Annotated in this window: 18 protein-coding genes and 1 tRNA gene; 8 read left to right on the top strand and 11 right to left on the bottom strand. The window is 61.9% G+C overall.

Translation table 11 applies throughout. From position 1 onward, the window contains the following. Nucleotides 1-6 precede the first annotated feature (6 nt). Nucleotides 7-3,516 (bottom strand): DNA polymerase III subunit alpha, encoded by a 3,510-nt coding sequence (gene dnaE / locus DES43_RS01275; protein WP_035023600.1) that lies wholly within the window; start codon nucleotides 3,514-3,516, stop codon nucleotides 7-9. 191 nt (nucleotides 3,517-3,707) lie between these two features. Here dnaE and DES43_RS01270 point away from each other — a divergent pair, with 191 nt between their 5' ends. From DES43_RS01270 to DES43_RS01260, 3 genes are read left to right on the top strand one after another with little or no spacing between them, the layout of a single operon-like run. Then, nucleotides 3,708-4,832 (top strand): S-(hydroxymethyl)glutathione dehydrogenase/class III alcohol dehydrogenase, encoded by a 1,125-nt coding sequence (locus tag DES43_RS01270; RefSeq protein ID WP_035023602.1) that lies wholly within the window; start codon nucleotides 3,708-3,710, stop codon nucleotides 4,830-4,832. Between the two features lie 8 nt (nucleotides 4,833-4,840). Next, nucleotides 4,841-5,305 (top strand): YaiI/YqxD family protein, encoded by a 465-nt coding sequence (locus DES43_RS01265; protein WP_035023604.1) that lies wholly within the window; start codon nucleotides 4,841-4,843, stop codon nucleotides 5,303-5,305. Next, nucleotides 5,302-5,979 carry a DUF1345 domain-containing protein gene (locus DES43_RS01260; protein ID WP_035023606.1) on the top strand — a complete coding sequence of 226 codons (678 nt, stop codon included), beginning with the start codon at nucleotides 5,302-5,304 and terminating at the stop codon, nucleotides 5,977-5,979. Before DES43_RS01265 ends, DES43_RS01260 begins: the two co-directional genes overlap by 4 nt. A gap of 2 nt (nucleotides 5,980-5,981) precedes the next feature. Here DES43_RS01260 and DES43_RS01255 read toward each other — a convergent pair whose 3' ends face one another. Then, a complete protein-coding gene (locus DES43_RS01255) occupies nucleotides 5,982-6,623 on the bottom strand; it encodes a tyrosine-protein kinase family protein (RefSeq protein ID WP_035023609.1) in 642 nt (213 codons plus the stop codon). A gap of 123 nt (nucleotides 6,624-6,746) precedes the next feature. Here DES43_RS01255 and DES43_RS01250 point away from each other — a divergent pair, with 123 nt between their 5' ends. The 4 genes from DES43_RS01250 to DES43_RS01235 all read left to right on the top strand — a co-directional run bounded on the left by DES43_RS01250 (nucleotide 6,747) and on the right by DES43_RS01235 (nucleotide 10,039). Beyond that, nucleotides 6,747-7,313 (top strand): polysaccharide biosynthesis/export family protein, encoded by a 567-nt coding sequence (locus DES43_RS01250; protein ID WP_035023611.1) that lies wholly within the window; start codon nucleotides 6,747-6,749, stop codon nucleotides 7,311-7,313. 115 nt (nucleotides 7,314-7,428) lie between these two features. Beyond that, nucleotides 7,429-8,964: an undecaprenyl-phosphate glucose phosphotransferase gene (locus DES43_RS01245; RefSeq protein WP_035024074.1), complete on the top strand. Its 1,536-nt coding sequence runs from the start codon at nucleotides 7,429-7,431 to the stop codon at nucleotides 8,962-8,964. A 217-nt stretch (nucleotides 8,965-9,181) separates the two neighbouring features. Continuing rightward, the gene (locus DES43_RS01240) at nucleotides 9,182-9,721 is read left to right on the top strand and encodes a hypothetical protein (RefSeq protein WP_133674770.1); all 540 of its coding nucleotides are present in this window, start codon (nucleotides 9,182-9,184) and stop codon (nucleotides 9,719-9,721) included. Between the two features lie 241 nt (nucleotides 9,722-9,962). Then, nucleotides 9,963-10,039, top strand: a tRNA-Pro gene (locus DES43_RS01235). A gap of 57 nt (nucleotides 10,040-10,096) precedes the next feature. Here DES43_RS01235 and DES43_RS01230 read toward each other — a convergent pair. From DES43_RS01230 to DES43_RS01200, 7 genes are all read right to left on the bottom strand, one after another. Continuing rightward, on the bottom strand, nucleotides 10,097-10,420 hold the full coding sequence (locus tag DES43_RS01230; RefSeq protein WP_035023654.1) for a hypothetical protein: 324 nt from the start codon (nucleotides 10,418-10,420) through the stop codon (nucleotides 10,097-10,099). Nucleotides 10,421-10,561: 141 nt separating this feature from the next. Beyond that, nucleotides 10,562-11,104 (bottom strand): MerR family transcriptional regulator, encoded by a 543-nt coding sequence (locus DES43_RS01225; protein ID WP_035023656.1) that lies wholly within the window; start codon nucleotides 11,102-11,104, stop codon nucleotides 10,562-10,564. Nucleotides 11,105-11,295: 191 nt separating this feature from the next. Beyond that, nucleotides 11,296-11,616: an integration host factor subunit alpha gene (locus DES43_RS01220; RefSeq protein ID WP_035023658.1), complete on the bottom strand. Its 321-nt coding sequence runs from the start codon at nucleotides 11,614-11,616 to the stop codon at nucleotides 11,296-11,298. Nucleotides 11,617-11,720: 104 nt separating this feature from the next. Then, a complete protein-coding gene (locus DES43_RS01215; RefSeq protein WP_035023660.1) occupies nucleotides 11,721-12,692 on the bottom strand; it encodes a beta-ketoacyl-ACP synthase III in 972 nt (323 codons plus the stop codon). A gap of 4 nt (nucleotides 12,693-12,696) precedes the next feature. After that, the gene (gene plsX, locus DES43_RS01210; protein ID WP_035023662.1) at nucleotides 12,697-13,767 is read right to left on the bottom strand and encodes a phosphate acyltransferase PlsX; all 1,071 of its coding nucleotides are present in this window, start codon (nucleotides 13,765-13,767) and stop codon (nucleotides 12,697-12,699) included. A gap of 102 nt (nucleotides 13,768-13,869) precedes the next feature. Beyond that, nucleotides 13,870-14,412 (bottom strand): YceD family protein, encoded by a 543-nt coding sequence (locus tag DES43_RS01205; RefSeq protein WP_035023664.1) that lies wholly within the window; start codon nucleotides 14,410-14,412, stop codon nucleotides 13,870-13,872. Between the two features lies 1 nt (nucleotide 14,413). Further along, complete coding sequence (locus DES43_RS01200; protein ID WP_035023666.1) at nucleotides 14,414-14,959, bottom strand: ubiquinol-cytochrome C chaperone family protein; 546 nt, start codon at nucleotides 14,957-14,959, stop codon at nucleotides 14,414-14,416. Between the two features lie 138 nt (nucleotides 14,960-15,097). On the opposite strand from DES43_RS01200, the gene DES43_RS01195 reads away from it, so the two are divergent. Beyond that, on the top strand, nucleotides 15,098-15,622 hold the full coding sequence (locus DES43_RS01195) for an outer membrane protein assembly factor BamE (RefSeq protein WP_084496402.1): 525 nt from the start codon (nucleotides 15,098-15,100) through the stop codon (nucleotides 15,620-15,622). 84 nt (nucleotides 15,623-15,706) lie between these two features. Here DES43_RS01195 and DES43_RS01190 read toward each other — a convergent pair whose 3' ends face one another. Together DES43_RS01190 and DES43_RS01185 are read right to left on the bottom strand one after the other, a co-directional pair. Next, a complete protein-coding gene (locus DES43_RS01190) occupies nucleotides 15,707-17,848 on the bottom strand; it encodes a sodium-translocating pyrophosphatase (RefSeq protein ID WP_035023670.1) in 2,142 nt (713 codons plus the stop codon). A gap of 195 nt (nucleotides 17,849-18,043) precedes the next feature. Further along, a complete protein-coding gene (locus tag DES43_RS01185; protein WP_035023672.1) occupies nucleotides 18,044-18,544 on the bottom strand; it encodes a DUF2165 family protein in 501 nt (166 codons plus the stop codon). Between the last annotated feature and the right edge of the window lie 48 nt (nucleotides 18,545-18,592).

Raw genomic sequence — 18,592 nt, 5'->3', positions numbered from 1 at the left:
GCCGGCTTATACCAGTTCCACCTCGACCACGCCCTGAACCGCGCCGATTGCGGAAGCGATGCTGGGGTCGATGCGGTAGCGTTTCGGCAGCGCCACCTCGACTTCCCCCTGCCCTTCTTCCTTCAGGACGACAATGCTGACCTGTCCTTCGCCGCTTTGCGAAAGACGTGTCGCAACCGAATCGATGGGCGCAGCCCCGCGCACGAAGATGCGCAGCATCTTCTGCACCTGGCTGGCTGCATCGTCCAGCGACTTCACCGCCTGGATGCGCAGGTTGACCCCTTCCGGCCGGTCTTCCGCGCCCACCTCGATCACCACGGATTTGCCGGCTTCCAGAAGATCGCGATATTGCGCCAGCGTCTCGGAGAACATCACAGCCTCGAACTGGCCCGTGGTGTCGGACAGGTTCACCACGCCCATCTTGTTGCCGGTGCGCGTCTTGCGCTCCTGCTTGGAAGTCACCGTGCCCGCCAGCCGCCCGGCGGATGCACCGCGCTTCACAGCGGCCGAGAACTCCGCCCAGTTCTGCACCCGCATCTTTTCCAGAACCTGCTTGTACTCATCGAGCGGATGCGCCGACAGATAGAAGCCCACCACCTGAAACTCACGGTGCAGGCGCTCCGCCGGCAGCCACGGTTCGACGGCAGGCAGATTGAGCGCGTTCGACTGCGCGCCCAGCGAAATGCCGAAAATATCGCCCTGTCCCGATGTGGCGTTCTGCTGGGCAAGGGCCGCCAGCCCCATCATGCGTTCCACGCCGGCCATCATCGCCGCGCGCTCGTGGCCGAAGCAGTCGAAGGCCCCGGCCATGATCAGGCTTTCGAACACGCGCTTGCCGACGATCTTTGGGTCGATACGTTCGCAGAAATCCGCAAGGCTGCGGAACTGGCCTTCCTTGCGCTGTTCCACGATGTGATCGACGGCGGCTTCGCCCACGCCTTTCAACGCCGCAAGCGAATAGAAGATCTTGTTTTCGCCAACCTCGAAGTCGCGATAGCTGGTCAGCACCGAAGGCGGCACCACATCGATGCCGAGCCGCATGGCATCCTGCCGGAAATCGGCCAGCTTGTCGGTGTTGTTCATGTCGAGCGTCATCGACGCCGCCAGGAACTCGACCGGATAATGAGCCTTGAGGTACGCGGTCTGGTACGACACCACCGCATAGGCGGCGGCATGCGACTTGTTGAAGCCGTAGTCGGCGAACTTGGCCAGCAGGTCGAAGATGAAGTTGGACTGCTGCTTGCTCACCCCGCGCTCGACCGCGCCGGAGACGAAGCGCTCGCGCTGCTTGTCCATCTCGGCGCGGATCTTCTTGCCCATGGCCCGGCGCAGCAGATCCGCTTCGCCGAGCGAATAGCCGGCAAGCTCCTGAGCGATCTGCATGACCTGCTCCTGGTAGACGATGACGCCTTGCGTCTCCTTCACCAGATGGTCGATCCTGGGGTGGATGGAGGCCGTTTCCTCCTCGCCATGCTTGCGCGCGTTGTAGGTGGGGATGTTCTCCATCGGGCCGGGACGATAGAGCGCCACCAGCGCGATGATGTCCTCGATGCAGTCCGGGCGCATGCCGATGAGCGCCTTGCGCATGCCCGCCGATTCCACCTGGAACACGCCGACCGTCTCGCCGCGCGAAAGCATCGCATAGGTCGGCTGGTCGTCCAGCGGCAGCTTGGACAGGTCGATCTCGACGCCGCGCCGGCGGATCAGCCTCACCGCCGTTTCCAGCACGGTCAGCGTCTTGAGGCCGAGGAAGTCGAACTTCACCAGACCGGCGTCTTCAACCTTCTTCATGTTGAATTGGGTGACCGGCATGTCCGAGCGCGGATCGCGGTACATCGGCACCAGTTCCCACAAGGGACGGTCGCCGATGACGATGCCGGCGGCGTGGGTGGAAGCGTGGCGGTAGAGCCCTTCCAGCTTCTGCGCCATGTCGAGCAGTGTCTGGACGATCGGCTCCTTCTCCACCTCCTCCGCAAAGCGCGGCTCGGCCTCGATGGCGTCCTTGAGCTTGACCGGGTTGGCCGGATTGGCAGGCACCATCTTGCACAGCCGGTCGACCAGACCGTAGGGCATTTGCAGGACACGACCGACGTCGCGCAGCACCGCACGCGCCTGGAGCGTTCCGAAGGTGATGATCTGCCCCACCTGCTCGCGGCCGTATTTGCCCTGCACGTAGCGGATCACTTCCTCGCGCCGGTCCTGACAGAAATCGATATCGAAGTCCGGCATCGAAACGCGGTCGGGGTTGAGGAAGCGCTCGAACAGCAGCGAGAAGCGCAGCGGATCGATGTCGGTGATGGTCAGCGCATAGGCGACCAGCGAGCCGGCGCCCGAGCCGCGGCCCGGCCCCACCGGAATATCGTGCTTCTTGGCCCATTTGATGAAGTCGGCAACGATGAGGAAGTAGCCGGGAAACTTCATCCGCTCGATGACACCGAGTTCGAACTCGAGCCGCTCACGGTAATCCTCAACCGTGTGTCCCTTTGTCGGCCCGTGCGCCTCCAGCCGGCGCGCAAGCCCCTCGCGCGCCTGCCGCTTGAGTTCCTCCGCCTCCGCCCTTTCGGCAGCTTCCGGGTCCTCGACATCGGCCCCGGCAAAGCGCGGCAGGATCGGCTTGCGATTCTTCGGATAGTAGGAGCAGCGCATGGCGATCTCGACCGTGTTGTCGAGCGCCTCCGGCAGGTCGGCGAACAGTTTCGCCATCTCCGCCTGCGATTTCAGGTAATTGTCGGGCGAAAGACGGCGGCGGTCGTCGACCGCGATCACCGATCCTTCGGCGATTGCAATCAGCGCATCATGCGCCTCGTAATCGTCGCGCTTGAGAAAGAAGGCTTCGTTGGTGGCCACCAGCGGCAACCCGTAGCGATAGGCAAGATCGATGGTGCGCTGCTCGACGCCACGGTCGTATCCGCCCACACGCTCAAGCTCGACATAGAGCCGGTCACCGAACATGTCCTTCAGGAACAGGAGCCGCGATTCGGCAAGTTCGTACCGGTCTGCCTTGAGCGCACCGCCGATCGGCCCGCGCGGCCCGCCGGTGAGGCAGATCACGCCTTCGCGATATTGGGCCAGCATGTCGCTGGTGACATGCACGGGCTCGCCGGCAGGCGTATCGAGATAGGCATGGCTCACCAGCCGCACCAGATTGGCATAGCCTTCCTCATTGGCGGCGATCAGCACCACAGGCGCCATGTCCGGCCCGGCCTTGCGCCGATCGCGCGGCCCCTCCGATGTCTCGCCTGCAAACGACAAATCGATCTGGCAGCCCATGATCGGCTGAACGCCGTCCTTGGTGGCTTTCTGGGCAAATTCCAGCGCACCGAACAGATTGTTGGTGTCGGTAACGGCCACCGCCGGGCAATTGTCCTTCAGAGCGTGGCCGACGATGGCACCGAGCTGCAACGCACCTTCCAGCAGCGAATAGGCCGAATGGACGCGCAGATGGATGAACATGCGCCCGGAAACCGCAGCCGGCAGGGCCATCATCTTTTCGCTCACGGGTTGATCGTCGCTCATATGTCGCAAACCGGGGATTCGTTCACAGAGCTTTATAGTCGGGATCGGGAGGGCGCGAGTCCAGCCCACCCCTGTTCACAACCTGTATCGGGCAAGCGGCGGAATGCCCCACAGTCACGCGGCAGCTTGCACACCCGTCTCGTGCTGCTAGTTTGGCGACCATCATATTCGCATTGCAGGGAGGAAACTTCATGAAAACCCGCGCCGCCGTTGCCGTTGGAGCCGGCAAGCCCCTTGAGATCATGGAAGTGGACCTCGAAGGGCCGCGCGAAGGCGAGGTGCTGGTCGAAATCAAGGCAACCGGAATCTGCCATACCGACGAGTTCACCCTGTCGGGTGCCGATCCGGAGGGCATCTTCCCGGCCATTCTCGGCCATGAAGGCGCGGGCGTCGTGGTCGATGTCGGCAAGGGCGTGACCAGCTTGAAGAAGGGCGACCATGTCATCCCGCTCTACACGCCCGAATGCCGTTCCTGTCCGTCCTGCCTCAGCCGCAAGACCAATCTGTGCACCGCCATCCGCTCCACGCAGGGCCAGGGCCTGATGCCGGACGGCACCAGCCGGTTCTCGGTGGGCGGGGAGAAGATTTTTCACTATATGGGCTGCTCCACCTTCGCCAATCACACGGTCCTGCCCGAGATCGCGCTGGCCAAGGTCAATCCGGACGCGCCCTTCGACAAGATCTGCTATATCGGCTGCGGCGTCACCACCGGCATCGGTGCGGTGATCAACACGGCCAAGGTCGAAATCGGCGCAACGGCCGCCGTGTTCGGCCTGGGCGGTATCGGCCTCAACGTCATTCAGGGACTCAGGCTCGCCGGCGCCGACATGATCATCGGCGTCGACATCAACAACGACAAGAAGGCGTGGGGCGAGAAGTTCGGCATGACGCATTTCATCAACCCGACCGAGGTTGGTGACGTCGTGGCCGAGATCGTCAACATGACCAAGCGCGGGGCCGATCAGATCGGCGGCGCCGACTACACCTTCGACTGCACCGGCAACGTCAAGGTCATGCGCCAGGCACTTGAATGCGCTCATCGCGGCTGGGGCGAATCGATCGTCATCGGCGTTGCGGGCGCGGGTCAGGAAATCTCGACGCGCCCCTTCCAGCTCGTAACCGGACGCACCTGGAAGGGAACGGCCTTTGGCGGCGCACGCGGCCGCACCGACGTGCCGAAGATCGTCGACTGGTACATGGAAGGCAAGATCCAGATCGACCCCATGATCACTCACACCATGCCGCTCGAAGACATCAACAAGGGCTTCGAACTGATGAACACGGGCAAGTCCGTTCGCGGCGTGGTGATTTACTGAGGACGGGCATGGCGCCGGTGATCTATGTCGATGCCGACGCGTGCCCGGTCAAGGCCGAAGTCCTCCGGGTTGCCGAACGCTTCGACCTTGAAACGGTCTTCGTGGCCAATGGCGGGTTGCGCCCTTCGCGCGACCCGAAAATCCGCAACGTCGTGGTGCCCTCGGGCGCGGACGCGGCCGACGACTGGATCGTGGAGCATGCGCAGGCGAACGATGTCGTCATCACCGCCGACATCCCCTTGGCCGCCCGCACCGTGGCGCTTGGCGCTCATGTGCTCGGCCCGACGGGACGTGCCTTCACGCCCGAAACGATCGGCATGGCAGTCGCCATGCGCGATCTGAAACAGCATTTGCGCGAAACGGGCGAAAGCAGGGGCTACAACGCTTCCTTCGCGCCGCGTGACCGGTCGCGCTTTCTTGGCGAGCTCGACCGCATCCTGCGCGTGGCCCTGAAGTCGGGCGCATCCGCATGAACGCGGGGCAGCCACGGTCAGGCTGGCTGCCCATCCACCGGCATGCACTTTTCGGTCTGTCGGCGCTGATCGGTCTCGCTGCCCTCGTAACGGCCCTTTTCCTGCAGGCCGAACTCGCCTATTCGATCGGCGCCAACGCCTTTTTCGCGGTCTACAGTGCGCTGGTGCTTGCGGAAATGCCGTTGCTCAGTGCCGACTATCTCAGCCGCAACGCACGCGCCACCGATCAGCCTCTGGCAGTCATCTTCATCATCACATTCATGGTGGTCGGTGTGGCGGTTGGCGCCCTGTTCCAGATTATAAACAGCCCGGGAGCCGGGCCTGCCGGGCTTGTCTTCGTGCTGGCTTCAATTCCGCTCGGCTGGTTCACGATCCACGCCATGACAGCGCTTCACTATGCTCATGTCTACTGGATGGACGGTGACGGCCAAAGCGGCAGGGACAAGAGGGGAAAGCCCGCCGGCGGCTTCGAGTTTCCGGGAACCAAACGCCCGCAAGGCTGGGATTTTCTTTACTTTTCTACCGTCATCGGGATGACGGCGCAAACGTCCGACACGTCCGTCACGACGGCACATATGCGCCGCATCGTGCTTGCCCACTCCATCGTGTCGTTCTTCTTCAACACGGCCATCGTGGCGGCGGCCGTCAATCTGGCTGTCAGCTTCGGAAACTGAAGCTAATCTTTCTTCCTGTGAGGGTTCATAACCGCAACGGCGTCGGGAAATCTGTCACGAATCCCGGATCTTGTCTTTTCATCCGCCGGGTTCCGATCGCCAGCGACGCTGATGAACACATCGATGTCGCCGGAACCGAGCCAGCGGAGGCTCCCCGGGCTGGCGGGGCCGCACTCCACCACGACCACATCAAAAGTCGAGACAAGCGCCTGCAAGATTGCAGGCAGACGCGCGGCGAATCGCATTGCCGATGCCGGATCGGCAGTGCCCACGGGAACGATGCCACAATCGCCACATCGATCCGCATGAATGGCATGGCCGGTCCGGCCGGTTCCAGCAAGCAGATCGGTAATGCCCGGCAGAGAAACCGTGCCGAGCATAGGCAGGGAAACCACGCCTGCGACGGTCAGATCGACGAGCACCACCCGAAGTCCCAGTTGCGACAGTTCGCGGGCAACCGGCAAGGAAGCGGTCGCCGCGCCGACGCCTTCCGGGGAGACGAATGCGGCACAGGCGGTTCCGGTCTCGACGATGCGGTATACCGCCGACCCGATACTGACCGGCTTCATTCGCAATCCTGCCACGCGCCCTGTTCCGGTGATGTCGAAGCCGGTCTGAAATCCCGTGTCCTGCTGCCTTATCAAGCCGCATCTCCTCCTCACCGACAAGCGAAGGCACGGCTTTACCGGCCATTAACCCTAATAGGATGATAACGGAACAGGTCAGAAAGATCGCACGGCCAAGATGGTCAAAATGTCGAGTCGTCCATGAAGAGCCCCGCCGTCCTGTTGAGCGCCGTGATCGCCGTTTCCGCGATCCTGTCGGGTTGCGCCAGCTATCGGCCCACACCGGCCGCCTTTCATGAAGTTCTGGACAAGCCCTACCAGCTCGGCGCCGGTGACCGGGTGCGTATCACCGTGTTCGAGCAGGAAGGACTGACCAACACTTACAGTGTCGACCAGTCGGGCTACATCTCCTTTCCGCTGATCGGCGTCATTCCCGCCAGGGGGCACACGGCACAGCAGCTTGAGAAACAGATCGCCGCCAAACTGCGTCAGGGCTATCTGCGCGATCCCGACGTCTCGGTCGAGATCGACCGCTACCGCCCTGTTTTCGTGATGGGCGAAGTCGGCTCCGCCGGGCAGTACTCCTACGTGCCCGGTCTGACAGTGCAGAAGGCCATAGCGATGGCCGGCGGCTTCTCGGCACGGGCAAATCAGGAAAACGTCGACATCACCCGCGACATCAATGGCAAGGTAATGACCGGACGGGTGCTGACCTCGGACCCCATCCTGCCCGGCGATACGATCTATGTGCGTGAACGGCTGTTTTGACCGGCCGGAACGACACAGCCTGTTCTTGCCTGTGCGATAGCGACAAACTAGCTTTCGACCTGAACGGTTTCTTAGCTCTCGCCCGCTAAGCAGTTTGGGAACCGACAGGCTGATCATGAACGATATCGATCCTGCCAAACGCTTCTCGCCGGAAGCAGCGCAAGAACTTCAGGCATCCCCTGCCGGGGAGCGGCCGTCTGTGCTGAACGAAATGGCGAGACAGGTGGCCTCTCAGCTCGGCAACGATACCGTTACCCCGGTAATGGTGAGCGGCACGCTGCGCATACTTGAATTCGCCGTCCTGATGCTGTCGGGCCTTGTCGTCTACTGGTTCCTTGTCGGGCCCTTCGATCTCGCAGACTGGCAATATTACGTTGTCATAGCAGCCGGGTCCGCCATAGCGGTTGCCTTCCTGGAGTTCAGCGATTGCTATCAGGTGGCGGCGCTGATGCGCCCCTTCGCCACCTTCTCCCGCATTCTCCTGGTATGGGCCGGCACCTTCGCGCTGATGGCGCTGACCGCCTTCATGCTCAAGGTGGGCGCCGATTTTTCGCGCCTGATGTTCGGCGTGTGGTTCGTGACGGGCTTCGCCTCCAGTTTCACATTGCGCCTGATCGTGGCGCGGCTGATCCGCCGCTGGGCACGCAATGGGCGCATGGAGCGCCGTGCGGTCATCGTCGGTGGCGGCAAGGCGGCCGAGAACCTTATCCGCGCAATCGAGCAGCAGCCCTATAACGACATACGCATCTGCGGCATCTTCGATGATCGCGACGACAAGCGCTCTCCGCCCATCGTGGCGGGCTATCCGAAGCTCGGCACGATTTCCGAACTGATCGAGTTCGCACGCATTGCACGCATCGACCTGCTGATCGTCTCCTTGCCGATAACCGCCGAGCAGCGGGTTCTGCAACTGCTCAAGAAACTGTGGGTTCTGCCTGTCGACATCAGGCTTTCGGCCCAGTCCAGCTCCCTGCAGTTCCGGCCCCGGGCCTATTCCTACATCGGCTCGGTCCCCCTGCTCGACATTTTCGACAAGCCAATCAACGGCTGGGATTCGGTCGCCAAGCGTGCCTTCGATATTGTCTTCAGCATGATCGGCATCCTGCTGTTCTCCCCGATCATGATCGCGACCGCTATAGCCATCAAGCTGGATTCGAAAGGCCCTCTGCTGTTCAGGCAGAAGCGGCACGGTTTCAACAACGAGGTCATCGAGGTCTACAAGTTCCGTTCCATGTATGCCGACCAGTCGGATCCGTCCGCCAGGAAGACCGTGACCCGCAACGACCCGCGGGTGACCCGCGTCGGGCGCTTCATCCGCAAGACCTCGATCGACGAATTGCCCCAGTTCTTCAATGCCCTGCTGGGATCGCTCTCGCTGGTGGGGCCGCGCCCTCATGCCGTTGCCGCCCAGTCGCACAATCTGCTCTACGCGGAAGTGGTGGACGGCTACTTTGCCCGCCACAAGGTCAAGCCGGGGGTCACCGGCTGGGCGCAGATCAATGGCTGGCGCGGCGAGATGGACACGGACGAGAAGATCCGCATGCGCACGGAATTCGATCTTTACTATATCGAGAACTGGTCTCTGCTGTTCGACCTGAAAATCCTGCTGTTGACGCCGATCCGCCTGCTCAACACGGAAAACGCCTACTGAGCGTCGCCACGATCAGGGCCTTTCTGAACCGGGCCCCGGCTGCGCTGTCCGGATAGTCGCCACATTTTCCGGTCAGGTGTCCTGTTCCGCAGGCATCTCCCGACCATGTGCCCGGTCGTTGCGATTGCCTCGCCAAAAGCCGTCCGAAGGTTTTACAGTGCCACCCATGCATAATGCAGCTTTCCTTCTCGCCCTGAGATTTTACGGACGCATCCTGTTGTCGGTGCTGGCGGTTACAGGGATCGTATGTCTCATTGCCATGCAGGCGGGCTGGCTCACGACAAGGACGAATGCCGGGCCGGACCCGGCCGCAGAAAAACAGCTTGCTACAGACAGCGCCGGGGTCATGTCCGGCAGCGGACCGACCATGATCACGTCGGGAATGATACCCGTGGACCCTTCCCTGACATACGATCTGTCGGGCGAAATACGCAGCTTCGCCGCGAACGGAGACGAGGCGGCCGGCGCTGTCACCTATCTGGGTGTGATCGGTTACGATGAAAAAAAGCAAAGGCTGACTTCAAAACCCGGTCCCAACCGGTACGCGGCAGCCAACAACTACTACCTCGTTCCCGCGCGCGGATGGGCGACGGTGTCCGGCGTGATCAGCGGACAAGGCAACGAGAACCACAACCAGTTCCATCCGGGCACCCGCTTCGTTCGGGTGGTGGCACTGCTGAATTACAGGAACGAAACGATGAAAAGCGAGATTCGCAATGTCCGCTTCGCGCCTCGTATCGAGATGAAGACCAGATAGCTATTTGCGTGGCCGGAACATCGGATTTGCAGCGGGCCCCCATGTTTCGTGCCTGCGATCACAGGCTATCCTATGGCGGCGATAGCTTGCAGATTGTGGACCTAATTGAAGTTCAGCAGCAGCGACCGCAAGGCCCTCCGCTGCGAACCACTCAATTCACTGCAAATGATCGGCTTATGTTCTTTTGAGGCGTTTTAGCCCTTGCGCGCCAAGTGCGCAGAATATAAGGCTTCTCCCGGTTCGGAGTGTAGCGCAGCCCGGTAGCGCACTTGACTGGGGGTCAAGGGGTCGTGGGTTCGAATCCCGCCACTCCGACCATTTTTTCCAGAATGCATCATGGCAGGTCCGGCCGCCGAAGCGGCCGGAACGGACAGTTCACCGCCTGCCAAAAAGTAGCGAGACAGCGAGGCCGACAATGATCAGACCCACGGCCGCTGCGGCCGCCGGATGCTCACGGGCCGTGTTTTCGATGACCCGCGCCTTCCTGCGCAGATCGGGCATGTGGTCGCCGATCCGTCCGGAAATCTCGTCGTAGTAATCGGAAATGGTGTCGCGATAGTCGGCCAGCGCTTCGCGACCCTCCTCATAATAATGATGACCGCGCTTCGAAAGCTGCTTCTTCAGGGAAGCGAGCTCTTTGGAGAGTTGCGCGACCTGCTTCTCGAGGTCCTTGTCGGACAGGGACAAAAACGACGCCATGCTGTTTCCTTCTTTTACAAAACCAAAGAGGGAAAACGGTGGGCCGGCCTTTTGGTTCCACCACCATACGCGGTTCAGGCGGAACAGATCGCCCTGGCACCATGGCAACGGCAAGATGCCATGAAACGCGGGCTCCGCCTGTCAGCGCACCTGATCCAGAAGCCGCTTGCACTCCAGAAGATCGAAGAGCGCCTCCTGCAGCAAGGCGCGGTTGTCGCGTGACAGCCTGCCCCCATCGGCCTGAACCGGCCCCTCGTCATCGGCCTTGCCGAGGCCGAAGAAGCGGCGGCTGGGCTTGGCCCTGGGCTGGCCCACAAGTTGCTCCTCATCCCCCGCGCGCGGCTGTGCAGCGGGGGTAAGTTCCACAGCGTCGGCCTGCCTGCGCTGCGCAATGGCTTCCACCGCGGCAAGGTCGCCATTGCCGATCGCCACCAGAAACTGGTTGCCGTTTTCGCGCAGCAGTTTCTGCACGCCCTTGATCGTATAACCCTGATCGTAAAGCATGTGCCGGATGCCCTTTATGAGCTCGACATCCTGCGGCCTGTAATAGCGGCGGCCGCCGCCGCGCTTCATCGGCTTGATCTGGTTGAAGCGCGTTTCCCAGAAGCGCAGAACATGCTGCGGAAGGTCCAGTTCTTCCGCGACCTCGCTGATGGTGCGAAAGGCGTCGGGGCTCTTTTCCATGGCCGATCCTCGCAAAACACGTAAGCGGACAGGATGCGCGACGATGGCGCTATCCGGCGTTCAGGCAGGCCGCACGAATCGTTTTGGCAACGGACACCTGAACCGGGACTTATTCCAGCCGTTTATGCGCCAATATTCAAGTGTGCCGGCGGCAGCGGGATCCCTATCCGGAACTTTCGGGCTCGACTGGCCTACTTGCCGCCTTTTCCGCGATTCTGGTGCGAACGCAGAATGCGGCTCTTCAGCACATTGGACGCCTTGAAGGTCATCACCCGGCGCGGAAGGATGGGAACCTCCTCGCCGGTCTTGGGATTGCGGCCGATCCGCTCGTTCTTCGAGCGCACCTGAAAGGTGGCGAAGGAGGACAGTTTCACGGTTTCACCGCGCACGATCGCCTCGCAGATTTCATTGAGAACAGCCTCGACCAGCTCGGCCGATTCGGTCCTCGACAGGCCGACCTTTCGGTAAACAGCCTCGGCAAGGTCGGCGCGCGTAAGCGTCTTTCCCCCCATGCGTCCGTCCAATCCGTTAAAACAATGACCACCAGAAACGACGGCGGAGCCTAAGTAATTGATCCGTAAAGGTCAAGACCGTTTGGATCAGGCAATTGCACGGCCTACCAGCGCAGCAGCACCGCGCCCCAGGTGAAACCGCCTCCCATCGCCTCCAGCAGGACAAGATCGCCGCGCCTGATGCGCCCGTCCGCGACGGCCACGGAAAGCGCCAGCGGCACCGACGCGGCCGAGGTATTGCCATGCTGGTCGACGGTGATGACAACCTTTTCCTCGGCGATGCCAAGCTTCTTCGCCGAAGCATCTATGATGCGCTTGTTGGCCTGATGCGGCACGAACCAGTCGATATCTTCCGCGGTGATTCCAGCCTGTGAGAACGTCGCCTCGATCACGTCGGTGATCATGCCAACCGCATGCTTGAAGACCTCACGGCCTTCCATCTTGAGATGACCGACGGTGCCGGTGGTGGAAACGCCTCCATCGACATAGAGCTTTTCCTTGTGCTGTCCATCGGAGCGCAGCGCCGCAGCCAGCACGCCGCGATCTGCGATGGTGCCCTCGCCTTCGCCCGCCTCGAGAACGATGGCGCCGGCGCCGTCGCCGAACAGAACGCAGGTCGTGCGATCGTTCCAGTCGAGCAGGCGCGAGAAGGTCTCCGAACCGATGACCAGCGCCCTTTTGGAAAGCCCGCCGCGAATGTAGGCATCCGCCGTGGTGACGGCATAGACGAAGCCGGAGCACACGGCCTGCATGTCGAAGGCGAAGCCGTGATGCATGCCGAGCCGGCTCTGGATTTCGACGGCCGTGGCGGGAAAGGTATTGTTCGGCGTCGATGTCGCCAGCACGATGAGGTCGATATCGTCCGGGGTGAGCCCGGCATTGGCCAGTGCGGCGCGGGCAGCCGCCTCGCCCAGCGACGCCGTCGTCTCATCCTCCGCAGCGATGTAGCGCTGTCGGATGCCGGTGCGTTGTGCGATCCACTCGTCGGAGGTTTCCAGCCTACCCTCGAACTCGGCATTCTTCATGACGCGACGGGGCAAGGCCGAACCGGTGCCGCGCACAACTGATCTGATCAAGGTCTTATCCTTCTTCGTCGGTCTTTACGACATTGGCCTGCGTCGTCTGGCCTTGGCGGTTGCGTGCATGGAAAAGATCGATATCGGCCTGAACGCGGTCGAGCAGCTTGTTGCGGACCATGTCATAACCAAGCTCGACAGCTGCCGCAAACCCCGCCGAATCGGCGCCGCCATGGCTTTTCACCACGATGCCGTTGAGCCCCAGGAACACGCCGCCATTGGAACGGCTGACATCCATCTTCTCGCGCAACTGGTTGAAAGCCCCCCTGGCAAAGATATAGCCGATGCGCGCCATCAGCGTGCGCCCCATCGCGGCCTTCAGATAGCCGGCGATCTGGCGGGCCGTGCCCTCAGCCGTCTTGAGCGCGATGTTGCCGGCAAAGCCCTCGGTGACCACAACGTCGACCGTACCCTTGCCGATATCGTCGCCCTCGACGAAGCCGCGATAGTCGAGCGAGGAAAGCTCTGCCTCGCGCAGCATGCGCCCGGCCTCCTTGACCTCTTCCTGTCCCTTGACCTCTTCGACGCCGACGTTGAGCAGGCCCACGCTCGGGCGCTCGATGCCGAACAGAGCACGGGCCATTCCGGTGCCCAGAATCGCAAAATCGACGAGTTGCTGTGCATCGCCGCCAATGGTCGCTCCGACATCGAGAACGACGCTCTCGCTGCGAAGATTGGGCCAGATTGCGGCGATGGCCGGGCGGTCGACGCTGGCCATGGTGCGCAGGCAGAATTTCGCCATCGCCATCAGGGCACCGGTATTGCCGGCCGAGATGCAGGCATCCGCCTGCCCGTTCTTCACCGCCTCGATGGCGTTCCACATCGACGACGTTCCGCGTCCATGGCGCAGGGCCTGGCTCGGCTTGTCGTCCATCTGGACCGCGACCTCGCAATGAACGAACTCGCTGGAGCCGGACAGGGCCGGAAATTTCGCCAGTTCCGGACGGACGGCATCCTCGCGACCATAGATGATGAACTTGATTTCCGGACGCCGGGTAGCCACGGCTGCCAGCGCGGGGATCACCACGCTCGCGCCATGATCTCCGCCCATCGCATCGATCGAGATTCTGATCACGCCGTCTTTATCTCACTGCTAGTTTGTCGGCTGGCCGAAATTCCGGCGAAAATAGCGGTTTTGCTCCGCCGCACAACTGGCTTTTGCGATATGGCGCGGCTTTCAGACTTTTCCGAGAAGGCCACGCAGTTTTTTCTGGAACTCGTTTTCCTCCGGCCCGTCCAGCGAAGAGGTGTCGAGAGTGGCGCCGGCCTTGCGCGGATAGGGATCGATGGCGAGGCCGAAAAATTCCTCCGCCAGCGCACCAACGTCGATGGTGTCGCCGGTGAATAGCTCGGGGCTGTCGGGACCTTCCGAGTCGAGCAGCATCTCTCCGTTCTGATCGAAGCGGGCAAGTTTGGAATCCTGTGGCAGGAATACGCCCTCGACCGCCTCGTCGATACGGGCAGCTACAGGCTGGAGCGTGACCACGCATGACTGCGTGATGTCGGCGACGACATGGCCCGAAACCTTCACGCCACTGCGCTTCCAGGCAGTGACCAGCATCTCGGCCCTGTAGCTTTCAACGGAAAACAATCCGTGCGCCGCAGCCAGTGCCCTGCGCTGCGCCTCATCGGCCTCGACAACAACAGGCAGCCCCTTCTGCGGCAGGCGCGCGACATGGACCTCGAAGGAAACGGGGCTCGTGGCTTCGGCATCTTTCATTTTATTGTCCCTGCTCGCCGGCGCGCGGAAATTTCACCGAACCGGCGCAGATGGCGTCCAGATCCTGCGCGGAGAGATTCTGGACAGCCATCTTTACATAGGTGGTAAGCCTGGGCGATTCGAGCCATTCCTCGTCCGGACGTATGTTGCGGCCGAGCGCAGCCACCAGCGCTCCATCGTCCTGACGCTCCAGAGCGTCCGCGTAGGCTGCGGTGCGCCCGTAATACATCCTGGCCAGCCGCTTCATGCGCTTCGGCACACCGACGTCGCTGATGCCGAGCTCGCGCAGCGAATGGTCGACATCGAGAAAAAATTCGTCGATCAGCACCTGGGCGATGTCGTGCGCCTTTCCCTGCGTACCGTGCAGGCGGTGCTGGAGGAGGAACACGTGCAGCGACAGCATCTCGAAGCGCCCGAGCGGGGTGTCGGGAACATTCCAGTGCGAATAGAAATATGGCTGCCGCGCGGCTGCCACGATTTGCTCGTAGAGCGCATCGGTGACTTCGCGGTTTGTCTGGCTCCTGGCGCCGAACAGACGCTTGAACATGAAAAAGTGGTCTCCCACGGCCCCGGCGGTTTGGGCCTTGTTTGTTGAATGGCCGTGTTGCATCGGCGGCTAAGCTGGTTTACCGCTTTTGCGGCCCCGTGCAAGCGGGCGTGCAAGGCTGATTGGATGGAGTTGTCGTTGCGCGTGAAAAGATTCAAGTCGTCATTTTCGTCGCGCCCCGTCGGGCTTGCGTCGCTGATTGCCGTCACGGCAGCTCTTTCGGCCTGCAACAGCTCGAAAATGATCGGCGACCTCAACCCAGGCGAGACACTGCATCAGGGTTATGTCGTCGACCAGCAATCGCTGGACATGGTGCCCGTGGGTTCGAGCCGCGAGCAGGTTCTGCTGGCGCTTGGCACCCCCTCCACCACCGCGACATTCGACAATGAGGTGTTTTATTACATCTCGCAGACCCGCAGGCGGCCGGTTGCCTTCGCCAATGCCAAGGTGGTGGAGCAAAGCGTGCTCGCCGTCTATTTCGGTTCCGACGGCCGCGTCAGCAATATCGCGAACTATGGCCTGAAGGACGGCAAGGTCTTCGATTTCATCAGCCGTACCACCCCAACCGGCGGCAAGGACCAGAACTTCCTCGCTCAAGTGATCAGCGGCGCCGGCAAGATGAGCCCCGGCCAGGTCGGCAACATCATCGGCGGCGGAAACTGATCCGGTCCCGGAGAAACGTTTTCCCCAATCGAAAACCCGCGAGGATCGCTCCCCGCGGGTTTTTCTTTTTCCGGAAAGATCGAATCAGCCCTGCGCCAGAACTGCCAGCAGCAGCAGCGCCACGATGTTGGTGATCTTGATCGCCGGGTTGACCGCCGGGCCGGCCGTGTCCTTGTAGGGGTCGCCGACCGTATCGCCCGTCACCGACGCCTTGTGCGCTTCGGAACCCTTGAGGTGCTTCACGCCATCCTTGTCGGTGAAGCCGTCCTCAAACGACTTCTTGGCATTGTCCCAAGCACCTCCGCCTGAGGTCATCGAAATGGCAACGAACAGGCCGTTGACGATGACGCCGAGCAACGAGGCGCCGAGCGCCGCGAAGGCCGAAGCCTTGGAGCCGGAGATCAGCAGAACGCCGAAATATACCACCAGCGGCGCAAGCACCGGCAGAAGCGAGGGGATGATCATCTCCTTGATGGCTGCCCTGGTGAGAATATCGACCGCACGGGCATAGTTCGGCTTTGAGGTGCCCTGCATGATGCCGGGATCCTCACGGAACTGCCTGCGCACCTCCTCCACGATCGAGCCCGCCGCGCGACCGACCGCCGTCATGGCGATGCCGCCGAACAGATACGGGATCAGGCCGCCGAAGATAAGGCCAGCCACCACATAGGGATTGGAGAGATCGAACGACACCGTACCGAGATCCGAGAAGTAGGGATACCTGTCGGCATTGTCGGCAAAATATTTGAGGTCGTTCGAGTAGGCCGCGAACAGCACCAGCGCGCCGAGGCCCGCCGAACCGATCGCATAGCCCTTGGTCACGGCCTTCGTGGTGTTGCCGACGGCATCGAGCGCGTCGGTCGACTGTCGCACTTCCTTCGGCAATCCCGACATTTCGGCGATACCGCCGGCATTGTCGGTAACCGGACCGAAGGCATCAAGCGCGACGATCATGCCGGCGAGACCAAGCATGGTGGTCACCGCGATCGCGGTGCCGAACAGGCCGGCAAGCTGGAAGGTGGCGATGATGCCGCCGACAATCACGATGGCTGGCAGCGCGGTCGATTCCAGCGACACCGCGAGCCCCTGGATGACGTTGGTCCCGTGGCCGGTCACCGACGCCTGGGCGATCGAGTTTACCGGGCGCTTGTTGGTGCCCGTGTAGTATTCGGTGATGACCACGATCAGCGCCGTCACCAGCAGGCCGATCAGGCCGCAGGCGAAAAGGTTGCCGCCGGTAAGCACCATGCCGTTGACGGAGCCCACCTCGCCCCAGCCGATGGTCAGCTGGTTGGCCACCGCAAGGCCGGCCACCGACAGCACGCCGGTCACGATCAGCCCCTTGTAGAGCGCGCCCATGATCGAGCCGTTCGAGCCGAGCTTGACGAAGAAGGTACCGACGATCGAGGTGATGATGCAGGCCCCGCAGATCGCCAGCGGATAGAGCATCAGGTCGCCAAGGTTCGGCGCATTGCCGAAGAAGATGGCGGCCAGAACCATGGTGGCGACCACGGTGACAGCATAGGTCTCGAACAGATCGGCCGCCATGCCGGCGCAGTCGCCGACATTGTCGCCCACGTTGTCGGCGATGGTGGCCGGGTTGCGCGGGTCGTCTTCCGGAATGCCGGCTTCCACCTTGCCGACCAGATCGCCGCCGACATCCGCGCCCTTGGTGAAGATGCCGCCGCCGAGACGCGCAAAGATCGAGATCAGCGAAGCGCCGAAACCGAGCGACACAAGCGCATCGACCACCTCGCGGCTGGCCGGCGCATGGCCAAGCGGACCCGTGAGCACCCAGTAATAGACAGCGACGCCAAGCAGCGCGAGACCGGCCACCAGAAGGCCGGTGATCGCTCCCGACTTGAAGGCGATATCGAGACCCGCGGCGAGGCTGTTGGAAGCGGCCTGCGCCGTGCGCACATTCGCCCGGACGGACACATGCATGCCGATGAAGCCCGCAGCGCCCGAAAGCACGGCACCGATCAGGAAACCGAACGCGGCGGTCGCGGACAACAGCCACCACGCGAGCACGAAGACGACGACGCCAACGATGGCAATGGTGGTGTACTGGCGCGCCAGATAAGCCTGCGCGCCCTCGCGGATGGCCGCGGAGATTTCCTGCATGCGTGCATTGCCCTGGTCGGCGGCGAGCACCGACTTGGTCGCCCATATGGCGTAAAGGACAGAAAGCAGGCCGCAGGCGATGACGACATAAAGCATGGTCATTGCCGGATATTCCTCACATTATGGCCCGCAAGAACCCTCTCTCCCCGGGCCGTTGCAACCAGGGCGCACCGCATTGTGCAGTGCGACCTATCGTAGCGGCTTAGGCGAAACCTGTGAGCAAGGTCAAGATATTGTTACGTTTTTGCCCTGATTTCGCCCGAAAGTGGCATTCCGCGCTGCAAAAAGCGCATATCTTCAGCTCTGCCTGAGGTCGCGGTCGGGCTGGATCACGTAAATCAGCACCGCCAGCATGGTCATGTAGAACTTGAAGGCGGCTTCCTGCCCGTTCCATGTGCTCGACTGCCACATGGCGAACCACTCGCCGCCGATGACCATGAAACCGAAATACCAGACCAGAAATCCCATGGTCGTGCCGATGATGACGAACTTCTTCGCCTCGTTGAAGGTTTCCCCGCTGGCATTGCGCGCCTGCCACAGGTGCCAGGCCGCGATCAGGAACAGAACGCAGGTCAGCCCTTCGCCGATGATGATAAGCCAGTAGCCGGCCGTCCACAGCGCCGGGCTGGTGATGGCGCGATACATCAGCTTGTTGCCGGGAAAGGTGGTGTCCATCGACAGCACATGCTGGACAAAGGCGTAGTTCGATCCATAGTCGGTGATGTTGCCGAAGGCCACGAGGAAGGCGAACGCCGCAAGGCAAAGGCACATGATGATCTTGGAAAGCCGGGAGGTCATGGCAAAAGCTCCTTCAGATACCCCAACGGAGCGCATGAAAGGCTGAGT

It is taken from the genome of Aquamicrobium defluvii, from assembly GCF_004363725.1.
GTDB classification, from domain to species: Bacteria; Pseudomonadota; Alphaproteobacteria; order Rhizobiales; family Rhizobiaceae; genus Mesorhizobium; species Mesorhizobium defluvii.
The sequence above is the reverse complement of the archived record's forward strand: the minus strand, read 5'-3'. Positions and strand labels throughout refer to the sequence as shown.